Source organism: Parachitinimonas caeni, assembly GCF_030129945.1.
GTDB lineage: Bacteria > Pseudomonadota > Gammaproteobacteria > Burkholderiales > Chitinimonadaceae > Parachitinimonas > Parachitinimonas caeni.
Genome location: NZ_JARRAF010000016.1, coordinates 83,744 through 99,516 on the forward strand (window position 1 = coordinate 83,744; position 15,773 = coordinate 99,516).

Here is a 15,773-nt window from a genome sequence, read left to right on the forward strand (position 1 = left end):
GACGGCTTGATGTGGGAAAATGGTGGATTATTCCGTATCCGCCAGAGTCCGCATGCAAGCCAGCCCCCTTTCTGTTTCCCATGTCATCGTTCATCAGTTGAGCAAGTCCGAACAGGGCGAGGCGTCTGTGCGCCTGCGCGATACCCCGTTGCCGCTGAATGCGGCTGCGCAGCGGTTGGTTGAACAGCTGGTTGGATTGTATACCGCCCGCCTGGGCAAGAGCTTTGGTCAGTTCGAGGAAGACGAAGCGAGCTTTCCTTTACCGCGCTGGTTACGACAGTATCTGCAGGCGCAGTCGCTGGATTTCTCTGGCCTGAGCGCTCAGATGGCCGAGGCCCTGCGGCAGCGCCTGGAACAGGAGGCGCTGGCAACCGGTGGCTACTTACTGATTGCCCACGCAAAAGAAGCTTCTTCCGACAGCCTGCTGGTTGCTTTGCTGACTGAAGCCCAGGGCTCGGCACTGACTGCCGAGCTGGATGTGACCGACTGCAGCTATCTCGACCTGTCCAGCCTGAAAGTAGCAGGACGAATCGACCTGACTGCCTGGCAACAAGGGGGAGAGCGCTATATCAGCTTTCTCAAGGGCAAGGGCGATGTCGCCCAGTATTTCAAACAGTTTCTGGGGTGCAGCGACGTGGTGTCGGCCTTGAAGGAAACCCAGAAGCTGGTGCAGGGACTGGGGCAATTTGTTGAATCCCGGAAACTGCAACCGGCACAGAGGGATGAAATTCTGGAACGCGCACATAGCTATCTGGAGGGACTGGGCGAACAGGACGTTCCGTGGAGTCTGGATGAGGTAGCCCAGCAGGTGTGGCCGCAGGAGCCAGCCTGCCTGCGCCGCTCTTTCGATGAACAGGCAATTGAGGTTTCGGGTGGTTTTGTTCCTGACAAACGCGCCATCAAACCGCTGGTGCGCTTCAAGGCGCAAGCCCAGCAATGGAAGCTGGAGTTCGATCGCAACAGCCTGCGCTCGGGCGCCGTCATCTACAACAAGCACAACGATACTCTGGTGCTGTACGACGTACCCGAACATCTGAAACGTGCCTTGCTCGAAGGCAGCGGGGAAGACAATTAGTCCCGACGCCTGCTGCGTTTCAATCAAACAATTTATAAATAAGGATTGCAGAATGACTTACCAGATTCGTCCGGCTGTCGTGGCTGATCACGACGCCTTGCTTGAACTGATTGCACGTTGCCAGCGCAACGATGCGCAACACTGCCTGCACTTTGATCGTACGGCGGAAGGCATTGCATCTGACCTGATCAAAGATGACATGGATCTTGTTGAGGGCTGGTGGCTCGCTGAGCAGGATGGCCGGCTGACGGCAGCCTTTGGCCTATCCCCCGACGAGGACGAGGCTTATGTCTATGGCCCTTGGTCCGACCAATTTAATGCCGAGTCGGCGCATGATCGGGAATTGCGTCGCGCCTTGATCGCAACCGCCATGCATGAGCACGGCTACAGCAAGATCACCGCGTTTGTTGATCAACGGGCACCAGCGATCATCGAGGATCTGCAGGCGGCGGGACTGCCTTTCTACAACTACACCCAGGTGATGCGTTGCGAACAGCCGGCCCTCCAGCGTGTCGAGCCGCCAACCGGGGTCGTGATCAGCCCGTTTGAGGCGACCCAGCGCCTGGGGGTTACCCAGATCCACGATGCCGAATTTGCCCATACCTGGCTCGACGCCGAGGGCTTGATCGAACGGGCTGCCAAGGAAGGTAGCCTGCTGGTAGCGACCAACAGCAGCGGAGAAGTGCTGGGTTACGCCCAAATCTGCCGCATTCCGGAACAAGCCGAGTTCGACCTGAACTATCTGGCAGTCAGCGCCGGCAACCGTGGGCATGGGCTGGGCGCGGCTTTGCTGGACGCAGCATTGCAGTGGGCTTGGCAGCAAGCCGACTGCGAGGCAGTCAATCTGACGGTAACCAGCGTCAATCAACAAGCTTTGCGGCTGTATGAGTCGCGTGGTTTTCAGCTGGTCTATGTTGGGGTCGGCATGATCTGGGAAGGCTGAACCCACCGACGGGATTTGCCCGTGGCAGCATCTGGCTCCCCGGGGTGCTTGGCCTTCAGGCGAGTCGCCGAATATCGCGGTGCGGCGCCGTGTCTCGGGGCCTGTCCAGATCGGGGCTCACAACTCAAGGCGTGATGCCTGTCCTGCAAGCGGCGTGGCCGATATGGCCCGCCGTTTGCTTTTGAGCTGCAGGCCTTATCTGACTGATGTGCTTTGTTCACAAAAACCGACGGTACAATTGCGCGGAGTACACATCGGCCTTTTGGGCTAAATTCAACACATTCAGAGGTTTATCCGATTTTTGTAATGGCTGTGAAATAATTCTCTCGATGCGGCAAAGTGGCGCATGCCCGGAAAGACATATAATCAGTCTTCTTTAAACCGGTTTACAGGAAATTTCCGATGGCTTTGTTTAACGTCCACAATCTCGAAAAGCTCGAAGCGCAGAATGTGTGCGAGCCGGATCGCCCGCTCGTTTTGGTGGTGGACGATGAGGAACATAACCGTCGCGTAATCCGGGCCATTCTCGAACCTCATTATCGGATTCTCGAAGCTGAAGATGGCGAAGCGGCATTGCAGTGCATAAATGCTCTCGATGAAACCGAAACCCTGGCATGCGTGATTAGTGATCAACGTATGCCAAGATTGACGGGTGTTGAATTATTCCAGCGACTGGCGCCTATTTTGCCGCGTGTATTGCGGATTATCGTGACCGGTTATCTCGATATTGATGCCATTGTAGATTCAATCAATAAGGCTGAGATTTACAAATTCATTGTAAAGCCGTTTGATCGCGATGACTTTCTGCTGACCGTAAAGCGTGCTGTAGAAGCTTTCGAGATGCAGAGAAAGCTTGATCGCTATCACAGTGATCTTGAACAAGAAGTAGAAGAAAGAACCCGGCAACTGCTTGAAAAGACACAAGAACTGGATGGGGTGCTGGCTGTTTTGCGACAAAACAGGGCGATTGGTGCCGATCAGCGCGGTGCGGAAGAATCGTGGAATCGTCGTTATTGCGCCATTTGCGATGCCAACGGCCATTCACGCTATATCGAACATGGTTTCGAAGCGCTGATCCACGCGGAATGGCCGAATATGGCCAATGGCTGGCCGATCGATAAAATCGCCAGCTTCCTGCATGCGGCAGAAGAAACGTTTGTTGGAAATGCCGTCATGCTGGCCAAACGCAATATTGAAGGCTGCTGGTTTATCTGGGCTCGCGGTAAATTACCGATTGATTCCCTGACCCCCCGGGAACTGACCGTGGTTGAGGCAATGGCGGAAGGATTAAGCCATAAGGAAATTGCCCAGCGGCTCGATCTTTCTCCTGCTACGGTGCGATCGCATATTCAGCGTATTCATGAAAAGCTGAATGTTAAAACCAATGCAGAATTGATTGCCAAATGCTTTGTCTGATATGGCTGATCAATTGAATATTTATGACAAATAAACGGGCAGTTTGACCACAAAGCGACTGCCCAATCCTTCCTGCGATTCCACCAGAATCGTGCCCCGGTGCCGCTCGACGATGCCAAACGAGATCGACAATCCAAGGCCCGTGCCTTCGCCAACCGGCTTGGTTGTGTAAAAGGGTTCAAAGATCCGCCTGACAACTTGTGGCGACATGCCGCAACCGTTGTCCTCAAATACGATGCGCAGATAGTCGCCATCCTGCAGGCTGCGGATGGTCAGCAGGCCCGGTGGGGGCGATACCTCGTTGTGGCGCCGGCTCTGGATGGCTTGTGCTGCGTTGGTCACCAGATTCATGAAAACCTGGCTCAGCTGCGCCGGCCAGCATTCCAGATGGGGGTTGTAGTCGAGCTTGCTGTCGATATGCATGATCGGCGCAAGGTGGCGGCTGACCAGATTCAGGGTGGATTGCAGACAATCGCCGATGTTGACCACTTTGCGCTCGGCTTCGTCCAGCCGGGCGAAGGTGCGCAGGTCTTTCACCAGATTGCCGATGCGTGTGGTGCCTTCGATGATGGTGCGGGATTGGTCGATCAGCGCATCAATCCGCTTGTTCAGGCTCTGCAACAAATTGGCCGGGGCATCTTCGCCGGCCAGATCCAGCAAAAAGCTCCGGAATCGCTCCAGGTCTATGGCCAGCGATTGCGCGCCAACGTGCGCAAAGTTGGCCGGATTGTTGATTTCGTGGGCAATGCCGGCCGTCAATGTCCCCAACGATGCCATTTTTTCCTGATGCACGAGCTGCGCCTGGGTCTGGGTCAGCTCACGCAGTGTGGCATCAAGTGTGCGGTAGGATTTGGCGTTATTGAGCGCAATCGCACCATAGGCGCACAGGGTGCGAAACACCATCTGTTCGACCTCGCCATAGGCATTGGCCTGTTCGGACTGTATCGACATCGCCCCTAGCACTTTGCCTTCGGCACACAGCGGTGCAAACAGGGTGGTGCGTATGCGGCGCGGCCCTGGAAAGCGGTTGGGAACTTCCTGCTCCGGGTCGATATGGCGCAGGATCTCGCGCTGCTGTCGCACGCACAGCGCGGTGTCGGAAATCGGCGAGTCGAGCGGGATGCTCAGGTAAGGCAGCGGCTCGCCGCGCAGCAAGCCGATGATCATGTCCAGCGTGCCATCTTCCTCGTTGAGCTGGTAGATCTGCACCAGCTGACAGTCCAGCATGTCGGCAACGTGGCGGGATAGCGCGTCGAAAACCCGTTCGCTATCAAGGCAACGGGTGATTTCCTGCCCGATATTTGATAGCGCCAACAGCGTATTTGTGCTGGCTTCCAGCGCCAGGGCGCGTGCCTTTTCGGCGTCTGCCAGCGCTTTCTGGTGTTCGGCAGCGAGTTTGGCCTTTTCTGCTTCGTTGCTCACCTGCAACGCCTTCACCCGGTCCATCGCTTTCTGGTTGCCGTGTCGCTCCAGCATCTCCGAGCGCTTGCGCTCGTACTCTATCGCCTTGGAAAGATTGCCAAGCTGTTCCCAGGCTTGGGCGTAGCGCGCCAGCAGGCTGGGTTCGGCAACATAGGTGGGGTCTTTCTGCTTAAGCGCCAGAAAGCGATCCAGATAATGCAGGGCGGGACTCGGGCTCAGCGTTGAGCCGGGGAAACGATGTCGCAGATGAATCTCGGCCAGCACTTCGAGCACCGTATCCTGCGCGCCGTAATAACCTTGCTCGGACGCAGTGAGGGCCTGCTGTGCGATCTCCAGGGCTTGTCGGTGCTGGCCAGACTGCGACAAAGCTTGCGCACGCCGTGCCAGGACAACAGGTAGCAAGCCCATGTGCCCACCGGCATGGATGGCCGCTTCACTGAGTGCAAGGGATTGCTGGGCGGCATCCAGTTGCTGTTCGTGCATCTGCACCACGGCCAGTTCAAACGTCACCACGGCGTATAGCCACGAACGGTTGAGGGCGGTCAGCCAGCTGGCCGCCTCTTCATAAATTTGCAGGGCCGAGCTGAAATTGCCGACAGCCCGCATCGACTCGCCCAGCGAGCGCAGGCTTTGCCCCATGCTGAATGGCCAGTGCCGGGGCAGGGCAATGGACAGCGCGTGCTCGGCCAACAACGACTCCCGCTCGTATTCACTCAGATTGCCGGCGGCGGTGCTGGCATTGTTCAGGCAGGTGATGGCCAGGCGGATCAAGCCATATTGCTGCAACAGCGTGGCGGCATCCTCCCAGCCCATGGCGGCATCGTGATACTGGCCGGCACTACAGGCGACAAACGCGCGGCAGAACAGCAGGAATCCGGCGGGCAGGCCGATGCCGGGATGCTGGTGCTGCCAGTGTTCGAGTACCAGCGTAGGTTCGATGTCCCGTTCGAAACTGGCGAAATAGGCCGTCCAGGCCAGAATGGCCGCCTGCCGGCACGGATCGCCGCTTGCGTCGTAACAGCGCTGGCAGGCAGCCTGCAATTGGCGTCGTGCTTCGGCTTCCCCCTTGTCCCACGCCAGCTGAACGGCCAGGAGCCGGCAATCCCCTTCGCCGGCCGGGTCACCTAGCTGGGTGAAGGCTGAAAGCGCCTGCTGCAGCGAGTGCTCGCAGCTCGAAAAATCACCAAACAGCCAGCTGCTTTCTGCACGCAATAGCGCCAGCCGCGCCTGCAGTTGGGGGAGAGAGGGGGCGTCCCCGGCGGCATTAAGCAACGCTGCGGCTTCATCGGCCAGGGCCAGTGCGCGGTGGGTATCGCGCTGGCGCAGATGCCAGGCCAGCGCCACTCGCTGCGCAATCGATAGCCCGGCAGGATTGATCCGGGCAGCTGTCTCCAGCGGCTGCAGGGCATCTTTATCCAGATAAAGTGGAAAGTCTGGCGTAAGGTCTGTGAGTGTCTGGGGCATGATGACAGGATGAATGGCAATCCGGGGTCGAACCGGCATGTTCCAATAATGCTTCAGCAGTGGCTAGGCTCTGTTGACGTTTTATTTCCGGATCGCGTTTCGTCGGATTTGGGCTTGATTCCAGGTGAGAAGCGCGCTGCTTGGTGATTCCTGCCTGCGCATCATCCCCCGGTCTGCGGCACGGCGGTAGGAATGGCTTTTGTGCTATGGCACACTGCCTGGCTTTTGTCACGCAAGGGGATTTGCAGTGAATCGATACCTGATGCCGTCACTTTGGCTGAGCCTGCTGTCGGTGTGTGCCTGGGCCGCCGAGCCGCTATCGCCCGCCCAGCAGATTGCCCGCTTCCACAGCGCCATGCGGGAGGGCGACAAGGCCACGGTAGAAGCCATGCTGAGCCCAGACCTGCAGGTGTTCGAGGCGGGCTATGTCAACCCGAGCCGTAGCGACTATCTGCAACACCACCTGGGCGATGACATGGCTTATGCCAAAACCTCCACCACCCGGGTGTTGCAGCAGAAAGTCGTTGAAACCCCGGACATGACGCTGGTGCTGTCAGAAACCGAGACAAAAGAACACGGCAAGGCGCCTGTCACCTTTACCGGGACCGAGACGATGGTGCTGAAGCGGGTGCAGGGTGAGTGGAAAATCACCCACATCCACTGGTCTTCACACCGTCAGAAGCCCTGACCGGCCTTAATCAGGCAACGCTGACCTTGATGGCGTCTGCCTGCTCGGTCAGCGTGAATTCAACGGGCAGGAATTTCTCGATGACTTCGATATTGGTGGAAAGATGCCCGGAAACGCGGGTGGTGGTAAAGCTGCCACTACCGGCCAGCGCAATGGCCAACGCCAGTTGATCGGCCAGATGTTCATCGACACAAGCGCTGCTGGCCATATAGAGCCGGGCCTGCTGGCCGGCGTCGTCGGCCACCAGTTCGGCCGAGCGACCCTTCTCGCCAAACGCCGTCAGGACTTCTGTCACATTGGCATATCGCACTTCCACCAGCGCCACATTGCCGGGCCCTTCGCGCGCCGGCAACTCACGAATCTGCCGCTCTATCGCGCCCAGCTGCGCGCTCAGCCGGTCCAGCTCGCGGTTGGCAACCGTCACCGGCACCGCCGCAACCAATGCTTCGCCGCGCACCCCTAACAGCTCACCCCGCTCACACAGGTCCAGTGGCTGCGGTTTGCCTGCAGGTTCGATGCTGGCGACGATTTCTCCCCCGCCTGCCGGATAGAAGCCATGCCGGTTCAGCTGCAGGGATTGGCGGATGCCCATGCGTGCCAGCAGGGGTGCCCAGGCGCGTTGCAGAAAATCAAATGGCGGCGCGGCCTGATTATGGGTGCCACCGCTGACGCTGATGCGGCTGGCACTGTCAGCAAACCAGAGTGCGGGCAGGGCGGTTTGCAATACCAATGTGCAGCTGCCGGCGCTGCCGATCGCAAAGCGGTAGTCGCCGCCCTGGATCGGTCCGGGGATGAATTGCAGGCTGGATGAGCCAAGCTCGGCACCTTCCACCTTGGCCCCGCAAATGGCGCGTGCGGCTTCAACCGCTGTCAGATGTTGGCGCAACAGGCCGGGCTTGGCGCGCTTGGCGCGGATGCGGTCGATGCGAAAGGGTGTGCCGGTAATCATGGACAGGCTCAGCGATGAGCGCAGCACCTGGCCGCCGCCTTCGCCTTCACTGCCGTCTAGTGCTATCAGATGTTCTGGTTTCATAGGTTTCAGGTATTTCTATTTTCAAGTCGGATTTGGCTAGGTTCTGTTGACGTAAGGTTTGCAGATCGCGTTTCGCCGGAAAACGGCCTGACCCTGCGTTGCAGAGCGCTTGCATAGAATGACTATGCGGCACGCTCTGCGCCTTGTTCCAGGCCGTTTTCCGGCGAAACGCGATCTGCAAACCTTACGTCAACAGAACCTAGACGGTTCCGAATGGATTTTCACTTGAGCAAGTTCATGCCCCTCCGGTGTCTGCGCCGGACGACGGGTATTAAATGTCAAATTAGGTAATGCTTGCCGGTTGTTGCCGTGTCGAGGTCTGGTTCTGCACCGGTTTTCCGGGGCGGAGGTAGCCAGCCACAGGGGACATGCAAGCAGCCTTCAACAGGGTGCGGGTTTCGAACCCGTCTGCTTGCCAAGACCCCCATTTAAACCATGCGTAACGCAGATTGCAAGCTGAGCGTATCGCAGGCTGGCTGGTAACAGCCACCATCTATACTGATGAGAACCCGCCCGACCCGGCGAGGGGCATGTTGTACTGCAGCAAAATGGCGGAAATTTGCTATGAAGGTCAACAGAGCCACCAACTACTGACTGGATGATGCCCATGAGCCAACCACGCGGCAGATATGCCCCCAACGACCGCAGTCTGGTGCAGACCGCGCTGCAGGACTGGAATAGCCAGAAAAGCTGGGATGCCATTGATCAACTGCGCCTGCACGCCAGCCCTGACACGGTCGCCCGCCTGGGCCGACTGGCGGCGAGTCGTAACTGGCGCAAGCGCGTATTGGCGCTGGAAGTGGTCGGAGAGCTGCATCAGCTTGATCCGCGCCACCTGATTTTCTCTGAATACGCCACGGAAGAAGCCCATAAGCTGCTGCTGGCGGCGCTGGATGATCCACATCCCAAAGTGGTTGAATCGGCGATTTTCGGACTCGGGCATCGACCGCACCCGGCCGCCATCGACAGGCTGGTGGCACTGGCCAGTCACCCAAGTGTCGATATGCGCAATGCGGTGGCCTATGCCTTGGGCGGATATGACAACGAGGCGGCAATTCATGCCCTGATCAAACTGGCGACGGACAGCAGCGACATCGTGCGGGACTGGGCGACGTTTGCACTGGGTAGCCTGAGTAGCAGCGACATGCCGGCGATTGGCGAGCAGTTGTGGGTCAATACCCAGGACCCGGTCGAGGATGTGCGGATTGAGGCCTATATGGGGCTGGCGGCCCGTCGCGATTCGCGCATCATTCCCGCACTTGAAAAGCTGATGCACGATCCCGACTGCCATAGTTGGGTATTCGATGCAGCCAATCAGCTGGCGGATGCCGCGCTCTACCCGGCGCTGGCGGATGCCATGGGTCGAATCGACCCCGAGCATGCCGCCGACCAGCACTGGTATCGCCACTTGCAGTCTGCCATCGAAGTGTGCAAACCGGTGATCTAGGCACAGCCACCTTTCCCTTTTTCCTCTGGATGGTTGGTCGGGACTGGCGCGGGTGTCTGGTTCTGGCTGGAATTGATTTGTTCTGTCGGCACGGTGCTTGCTAGACTCGGCGTCTATTCGTCATGCAACAGGAATTCTGGCAATGAAGCAGCGCATTCTTACCGGGGTGACCGCCACGGGCATTCCGCATCTTGGCAATTACGTTGGCGCCATTCGTCCGGCTATCGCCGCCAGCCAGCAGGCTGATACCGAAAGCTTCTTTTTCATGGCTGATTATCACGCCCTGATCAAATGTGATGATCCGGACCGGATCGAGCGTTCCCGCCTGGCGCTGGCCGCCACCTGGCTGGCCGCTGGCCTCGATCCGGCGCGCGTGGTGTTCTACCGCCAGAGCGATATCCCCGAAATTACTGAACTCAACTGGTTGCTGACCTGCGTGACCGCCAAGGGCCTGATGAACCGTGCCCACGCCTACAAGGCAGCTACCGACGCCAATACCGATGCCGGTGAAGAGCCGGATCATGGCGTGACCATGGGTCTGTTCTGCTACCCGGTGCTGATGGCGGCCGATATTCTGATGTTCAACGCCCAGCGTGTTCCCGTGGGGCGCGATCAGATCCAGCACATCGAAATGGCACGCGATGTGGCACAACGCTTCAATCATCTGTTTGGCCAGGGCAAAGAGCTGTTTGTGTTGCCCGAAGCCGTGGTGGAAGAGCATGTGGCCCTGTTGCCCGGTCTGGATGGCCGCAAGATGTCGAAAAGCTACGACAACACCATTCCGCTGTTTGAAGGTGGTGCCAAAGGGCTCAAGGAAGCCATTGCACGGGTGGTGACCGACTCCCGCTTGCCGGGAGAGCCGAAAGACCCCGATAGCAGCCATCTGGTGCCGTTGTACGAAGCGTTTGCTACGGCAGAAGAGTCTGCCCGCTATCGTGCCGCATTGCGGGAAGGCCTGGGCTGGGGTGAAGCCAAGCAGCAGCTGTTCGACTTGATTGAGCGGGAAATCGGCCCCAAACGTGCCCATTACGAGGCGCTGATGGCAGATCCTGATCAGATCGAGGCGATTCTGCAGGCGGGCGCCGTCCGTGCGCGCAGCTACGCCACGCCATTGCTGGCCACGTTGCGCGAGGCAGTCGGCCTGCGCCGGTTCCGTACCATCTCCCGTCAGAATGCTGCGGTTACAACCGAGAAGAGCCTGCTGCCCGTGTTCAAGCAATACCGCGAAGCGGACGGACGCTTTTACTTTAAGCTGACCAGCCACGACGGCCGAGTACTGCTGCAAAGCCAGGGGTTCGAACAAGGCCGCGAGGCTGGACAATGGGTAGGCCGACTCAAGCAGGAAGGCGCTGCCGCGCTGGCCGGGGCTCCCGTCAGCCTGGGTGAAGGCGTGTCGAACGACGAGTTGGTGACGGCTCTGGCAGCGTTGAATCAGGAATAATCCCTTCTGCAAGGCGCGGTGGTGTTGCATTGCCGATTCGTTTGAACGGCCAATGCAACGCCCACGGCGCATGGCAATCCCCGCGCCACCTCAAATGCCCGCTCACCTCGACCACGCTATGTGAGCGACTTGGGCAGAGCGTGCTTTCATACTTTCGGCGCAAGCGATTTCACGCTTTGTACGCTGCCGGCTTGAGATTGGCTGCTATCTGCCGTCACGGTGTAGGGGGCGGAGGCTTTGCAGATCCAGCCGATAATAGCTGCCTTCCCACCATTGAAACCCCATACGCGTGAACAGATTGATGGAGCGTTGATTGGGGGCGTCAATATCCGCTTGCAGCTGCTGCAAACCCAAGTCGTCACGGGCGAAGGTCAAGAGCCGCGACAAGGCTTCGTACATATAGCCTTGCCCCCAGGCTGCACGCGCCAGCATGCAACCCACCTCGGCAGTGTGATGATTGGCATCGAAGCTGTGCAGGCCGCAGGTGCCGATCAGATTACCGCTGTCGGCAATCACTACCCCCCATTCCAAAGACTCACCCTGTTGCAGGAGCTGGGCGACGCTATCGAGCATCTGTCGCACCGTGGCGAGGTCGGCGAAGGCGGGATCACTGGCATAGCGCATGACTTCAGGGTCACCGTAGATGGCAAACAGGGATTCGCAATCCTTATCGGCAAGTGGTCGTAGGGTCAGGCGCTGGCTGCTGAGGACGGGCAGGACGGTAGGGAGTGGGGACATGGTTCTGGGCGAGAAATGTACCGGGCAGGGCTCAGGACAGTTGGCTGAGAATATTTTGTTTGTCAAAAAAATTGATGTTATGATCGTTGCCAGACCGGAATATTCTGTTGGCCTCTTGTGTTGAGTCAGGTTTTGCCGGCTTTGCTATGACCACGCAATTGAAAGATTGGCGTTGTCTAGATAAGTGTGAGCTGGCGGATTCATCCCTGTCAACCGTGCCTGCATAAATCAAACAAAAAAATTGTTGGAGGAAATATGCAATCGCCACATTTCCATCATCTCCCGCTTGTTGCCTGGGCGGCAAGCGCTGTTCGACCCACGCAGAGAAACTGCCTGACAGTTTCTGTGTGCCCACCCCCTCAAATCACTTCTGATTGCCTGACATCTGGACCTGGCTAGCGCCGTCATCTGACTGGCGGCCTTGTTGGCTGCATTGTCCGGCATGACGTATTGCCGCCAGCTGCACCGATATTTATTCGACTTGGCAAGTCACGATGGTTGCTGCAGCGAATATCGCTCAACCTGCCTGAGTGCCGGGCCTGCGTCCCTGATGTGGTAGTCACCACAGCCGGGGAGAGCACTTGCAGAGATTTCGGGAATACCTGCTCATCGCAGCGGGTGTTTTCCACTTGCAGTACCTAAATTGGCCATTCCCATTACAAAGGAGAAAACAATGAATAGACGAGACATGCTACGGGCTGGTGCTGGTGTGAGCGCTTGGCTGGCGACGGGAGCGACCGGATTGCCCGTGCTGGCCAATACACCGGCCAGTGCCGTGCTGCCGACGGGTGCTGGCGGGCAGTCCAGGCTTGAAATGCCGGCCCTGCCTTGGGATGTCGCCAGCCTGGAGCCAGTGATTTCAGCGAATACCGTGGGGTTTCACTACGGCAAACATCAACGCACTTATCTGGATAATCTGCTCAAGCTGGTGAAAGGCACGCCACTGGCGGATGCCTCGCTGGAGTCGATCATGCGCAGCACGGCCGACAAGCCGGAGAGCCAGGCTGTTTTCAATAATGCTGCTCAAGTGTGGAACCACACTTTCTATTGGCACAGTCTGTCCCCCAAAGGGGGCGGCAAGCCACCCAAAGAGCTGACGGAGCGCCTGGAACGTGACTTTGGTTCGCTGGAAGTGCTGAAGAAAGAGTTTCTGGCCGCAGCAGGTAGCCAATTCGGCTCCGGTTGGGTCTGGCTGGCGTTCGACCGCAAAGCCGGGCGCATCATCATTACCAAGACCGGCAATGCCGGTTCGCCGCTGACGCAGGATCAGCTGGTGCCTTTGGCCGCCCTGGATGTCTGGGAACACGCCTATTACCTTGACTACCAGAATCGCCGGCTGGATTACGCCACCGCCCTCTACGACAAATTGCTGAATTGGCAGTTCGTCAGCGACAACCTGCAAAAATCCACCTGAACCGTGTCTGCCCGAGGAAAATGTGATGAATGCTCCCGTAATAGATCGGCAGCAAGAAACGTTGCCCGATTCCCGTACCCTGGCTGCTTCGGCTTACTCCCCCAATCTGGTCATTGTGACTGCGTTTCGCGAGCTGTTTGAAAATGTCGCGCTCGATGCGATATTGCTCAACGACTATGAGCAGGCGATTGCCGTGATCCAGGGGCCGGGGTGTGACGCGCTGTTTTGCGATGTCGGTTCACTCGATGGCTCAGGGGGCGGCTTTCGCTTTGCCAAACGCCTGCGCAAAGCCGGTTACGACCGGCCGCTCTATCTGATGACCACCGAGCCCAAGCCGCACGACGAAACCTGGGCCATCACCTGTGGTGCTACCGGTCTGATCCGGCGTAGCGTCGCGGCGATCCTGGCGGTGGCGCCCGTCAGCCAGCCGGCAGCGGCTGCCACCGCGCTTCAGCCGGCAACGTCCGGCTTTGACCGACTGGTGGTCAGGGTCCGCGATGCGCTCAAGCTGCACACCGGGCCGGTTGCCCAGCTGATTGTCGAGGACGCAATCGGTACACTGTCGCGCCGCTATGGGTTTTCACCGATCCCGGCGGCTGAACTGGTAGAGGCGGTTGCGTTACATATCAAAGATGGTCGGGCGCGTGCTGCCTTTGTCCAGGAATTCAATCACAAGGAGTAAGGATGTTGGGTCTATGGAAGCGGCTGCCGCTGGCGGCGCAGTTTGTGGTCTTGTTGCTGTTTACGGGCCTCGTGGCTATTGCCTGCGCATACCAGATCGGTGCGGCCATCTATCAGGCCGAGGTGCGCAATCAGGCGCGCACCGTGGCCGACATGGTGGATAACTTCGGTAAATGGGCGTCGCAGTACAAGGGCATCTGGGTTAAGGGGGATGTACAAGACCCGTCCATGCAGGTGGGGGATTATCTGGAGCGGGAGCTTTACGCCAAGGCTGGCAAGAATATTGCCAACTTCAGCGAGAGCGAGCTGTCGTTGATGGCCGATGTCGCCAGCTTTCACCGCAAGAATCCAGCCCTGATCCAGCGCGAACTGTCGGAGATCACCCAGGCCTCAGAGACCAAGACCAAGTTCCGTATCACGTCTGATCGCTTCATGAACCCCAACAACGCACCTAACCACTTCGAGCTTTCTGCCATGGAGAGCATGAAGGCGCAGGGGATCAACGAAGTGTCGGAGGTGCGCAACGGCATGTTTCTGTATGCGCGACAGCTGGTGGCAACCAAGGCATGTCTGAAGTGCCACGACAGCCCGGCCACAGCCCCCAAGGCAGTGCGCACGCTCTACCCGGAAACACGCGGCTATGGTTACAAGGAGGGGCAGCTGGCCGGGGTGATCAGCGTTTCGGTGCCGATGAACTACACGCCCGATTCATTCGTGCGGGAGTTCGATGCCAAGTCCTGGCTGGCGATTCTGGGGCTGTTGCTGGCGATCTGCGGTGTCCTGCTGTTTGTCCGCCGCGCCATCATCGCACCGGTGCGCCGCCTGCAGCGCTTTGCCGCTCAAGCTGCGAATGCGGATCTGGGCACATCCTTGCGCGAGCTGAGCTTCGACGAGAACGAACACAAGTCGAAGAATGAGATTCACCGACTGAATGCCGCCATCAAGGCCATGCACTCGTCGATTGAGTTCCTCTATCAGCGCAAACGCTCCGAATCGAAATCCAAGTCGCCCAATAACTGACACTCAAGCGCCTGCTGGGTAGGCCGGCCCCGCTGATGGGGTGAGCTCTGTAAGCCGATTGCGCCACTGGCGTGATCGGCTTTTTGTTTGGTCAACAGCGCCCGCTTACCCGATTGGGCGGCTGCAAGATACAGATGCTCAAAGGCTTCAGAGCGGAGCAGGGCAGTTGACCCGCCGGTGGGGGCGGGCTATATCGCAATGAATCCCTCTATCGCTGGTGAAAATGAACCGACTGCACCGTTGGGTCATGATGGCCATCTCGCTAACCCTGTTATGCCCTGCGTTGTCGGCACACGGGGTCGTGGTGGCCTACAACACCTATCAGACGCCCCCTTTCGTGCTGAATGATGGCCAGCAAGGCTTGGCGGCTGATCTGGTGTCCTATCTGAATCAAAGACTGGCGGGACAATATTTCTTCGAGCTGCAGAATGTGCCGCGCACCCGCCTTCTCAATGGCGTGCTCTCCCGGCCTGCATTCAATGGCGTGGTCCTGTTTCTGTCGCCCAGATACGTTGATGACCTCGAACAAACCCACTATCACTGGAGCCCGCCATTCATGGAAGATGGTGGCGTGTTTGTTTTCCGTACCTCTCAGCCGGCCAGCCAGACCCGGCTGGAAACCCTGGCGGGCCTGAGGTTCGGCGGAGTTGTCGGTCACCATTATCCGTCACTGGAGGCCCGCCTTGGCCGTGACCTGCAACGGATCGATGCCCGTAGCGAGCAGGTCAACCTGCAGAATGTCCAGCTGGGTCGGATCGACTTCACCCTGTTGGCAGAAAGTACCTTCCTGTTTTTCAGCCATACCGAGAATTTTGATCAGCTGCAGAAGGTGGATTCGCCCGAGGGCCGATTCGGACGGCACTTCCTGGTTTCCCTGCGCAGCTACAAGCTTGGGATGGCTCTGGACCGGGTGGCCCGTTCAATGCCGCAAGACCCGGTCTGGAAAGCCATTCTTGTCAAATACCATCTCAATTAATGGGGCCATGCTGGG

General features: G+C 58.4%; 13 protein-coding genes. 10 read left to right on the forward strand and 3 right to left on the reverse strand.

The features are described 5' to 3' along the window. Positions 1 to 52 precede the first annotated feature (52 nt). From PZA18_RS14275 to PZA18_RS14285, 3 genes are all read left to right on the forward strand, one after another. On the forward strand, positions 53 to 1,075 hold the full coding sequence (locus PZA18_RS14275; RefSeq protein ID WP_284101531.1) for a nucleoid-associated protein: 1,023 nt from the start codon (positions 53 to 55) through the stop codon (positions 1,073 to 1,075). A 52-nt stretch (positions 1,076 to 1,127) separates the two neighbouring features. Further along, a complete protein-coding gene (locus tag PZA18_RS14280) occupies positions 1,128 to 2,018 on the forward strand; it encodes a GNAT family N-acetyltransferase (protein ID WP_284101532.1) in 891 nt (296 codons plus the stop codon). 402 nt (positions 2,019 to 2,420) lie between these two features. Further along, on the forward strand, positions 2,421 to 3,434 hold the full coding sequence (locus tag PZA18_RS14285) for a response regulator transcription factor (protein ID WP_284101533.1): 1,014 nt from the start codon (positions 2,421 to 2,423) through the stop codon (positions 3,432 to 3,434). A gap of 21 nt (positions 3,435 to 3,455) precedes the next feature. Here the strand turns inward: PZA18_RS14285 and PZA18_RS14290 are convergent, their stop codons facing one another. Continuing rightward, on the reverse strand, positions 3,456 to 6,359 hold the full coding sequence (locus PZA18_RS14290; RefSeq protein WP_284101534.1) for an ATP-binding protein: 2,904 nt from the start codon (positions 6,357 to 6,359) through the stop codon (positions 3,456 to 3,458). A gap of 208 nt (positions 6,360 to 6,567) precedes the next feature. On the opposite strand from PZA18_RS14290, the gene PZA18_RS14295 reads away from it, so the two are divergent. Then, complete coding sequence (locus PZA18_RS14295) at positions 6,568 to 7,008, forward strand: YybH family protein (protein ID WP_284101535.1); 441 nt, start codon at positions 6,568 to 6,570, stop codon at positions 7,006 to 7,008. Between the two features lie 10 nt (positions 7,009 to 7,018). Here the strand turns inward: PZA18_RS14295 and rtcA are convergent, their stop codons facing one another. Continuing rightward, positions 7,019 to 8,041, reverse strand: a complete 1,023-nt coding sequence (gene rtcA, locus PZA18_RS14300) for an RNA 3'-terminal phosphate cyclase (RefSeq protein ID WP_284101536.1) — start codon at positions 8,039 to 8,041, stop codon at positions 7,019 to 7,021. A 607-nt stretch (positions 8,042 to 8,648) separates the two neighbouring features. Here rtcA and PZA18_RS14305 point away from each other — a divergent pair. Both PZA18_RS14305 and PZA18_RS14310 read left to right on the forward strand, forming a co-directional pair. Then, positions 8,649 to 9,488 carry a HEAT repeat domain-containing protein gene (locus PZA18_RS14305; protein ID WP_284101537.1) on the forward strand — a complete coding sequence of 280 codons (840 nt, stop codon included), beginning with the start codon at positions 8,649 to 8,651 and terminating at the stop codon, positions 9,486 to 9,488. A gap of 142 nt (positions 9,489 to 9,630) precedes the next feature. Continuing rightward, the gene (locus PZA18_RS14310) at positions 9,631 to 10,929 is read left to right on the forward strand and encodes a tryptophan--tRNA ligase (RefSeq protein ID WP_284101538.1); all 1,299 of its coding nucleotides are present in this window, start codon (positions 9,631 to 9,633) and stop codon (positions 10,927 to 10,929) included. A gap of 204 nt (positions 10,930 to 11,133) precedes the next feature. Here the strand turns inward: PZA18_RS14310 and PZA18_RS14315 are convergent, their stop codons facing one another. Then, positions 11,134 to 11,667 carry a GNAT family N-acetyltransferase gene (locus tag PZA18_RS14315; protein WP_284101539.1) on the reverse strand — a complete coding sequence of 178 codons (534 nt, stop codon included), beginning with the start codon at positions 11,665 to 11,667 and terminating at the stop codon, positions 11,134 to 11,136. Positions 11,668 to 12,340: 673 nt separating this feature from the next. Here PZA18_RS14315 and PZA18_RS14320 point away from each other — a divergent pair. The 4 genes from PZA18_RS14320 (at position 12,341) to PZA18_RS14335 (ending at position 15,758) form a co-directional block, all read left to right on the forward strand. Next, positions 12,341 to 13,081, forward strand: a complete 741-nt coding sequence (locus tag PZA18_RS14320) for a superoxide dismutase (RefSeq protein WP_284101540.1) — start codon at positions 12,341 to 12,343, stop codon at positions 13,079 to 13,081. 25 nt (positions 13,082 to 13,106) lie between these two features. Next, on the forward strand, positions 13,107 to 13,763 hold the full coding sequence (locus PZA18_RS14325; protein ID WP_284101541.1) for a response regulator: 657 nt from the start codon (positions 13,107 to 13,109) through the stop codon (positions 13,761 to 13,763). Positions 13,764 to 13,765: 2 nt separating this feature from the next. Beyond that, positions 13,766 to 14,782: a Tll0287-like domain-containing protein gene (locus PZA18_RS14330; RefSeq protein WP_284101542.1), complete on the forward strand. Its 1,017-nt coding sequence runs from the start codon at positions 13,766 to 13,768 to the stop codon at positions 14,780 to 14,782. Positions 14,783 to 15,005: 223 nt separating this feature from the next. Beyond that, positions 15,006 to 15,758, forward strand: a complete 753-nt coding sequence (locus PZA18_RS14335; protein WP_284101543.1) for a substrate-binding periplasmic protein — start codon at positions 15,006 to 15,008, stop codon at positions 15,756 to 15,758. Positions 15,759 to 15,773 lie beyond the last annotated feature (15 nt).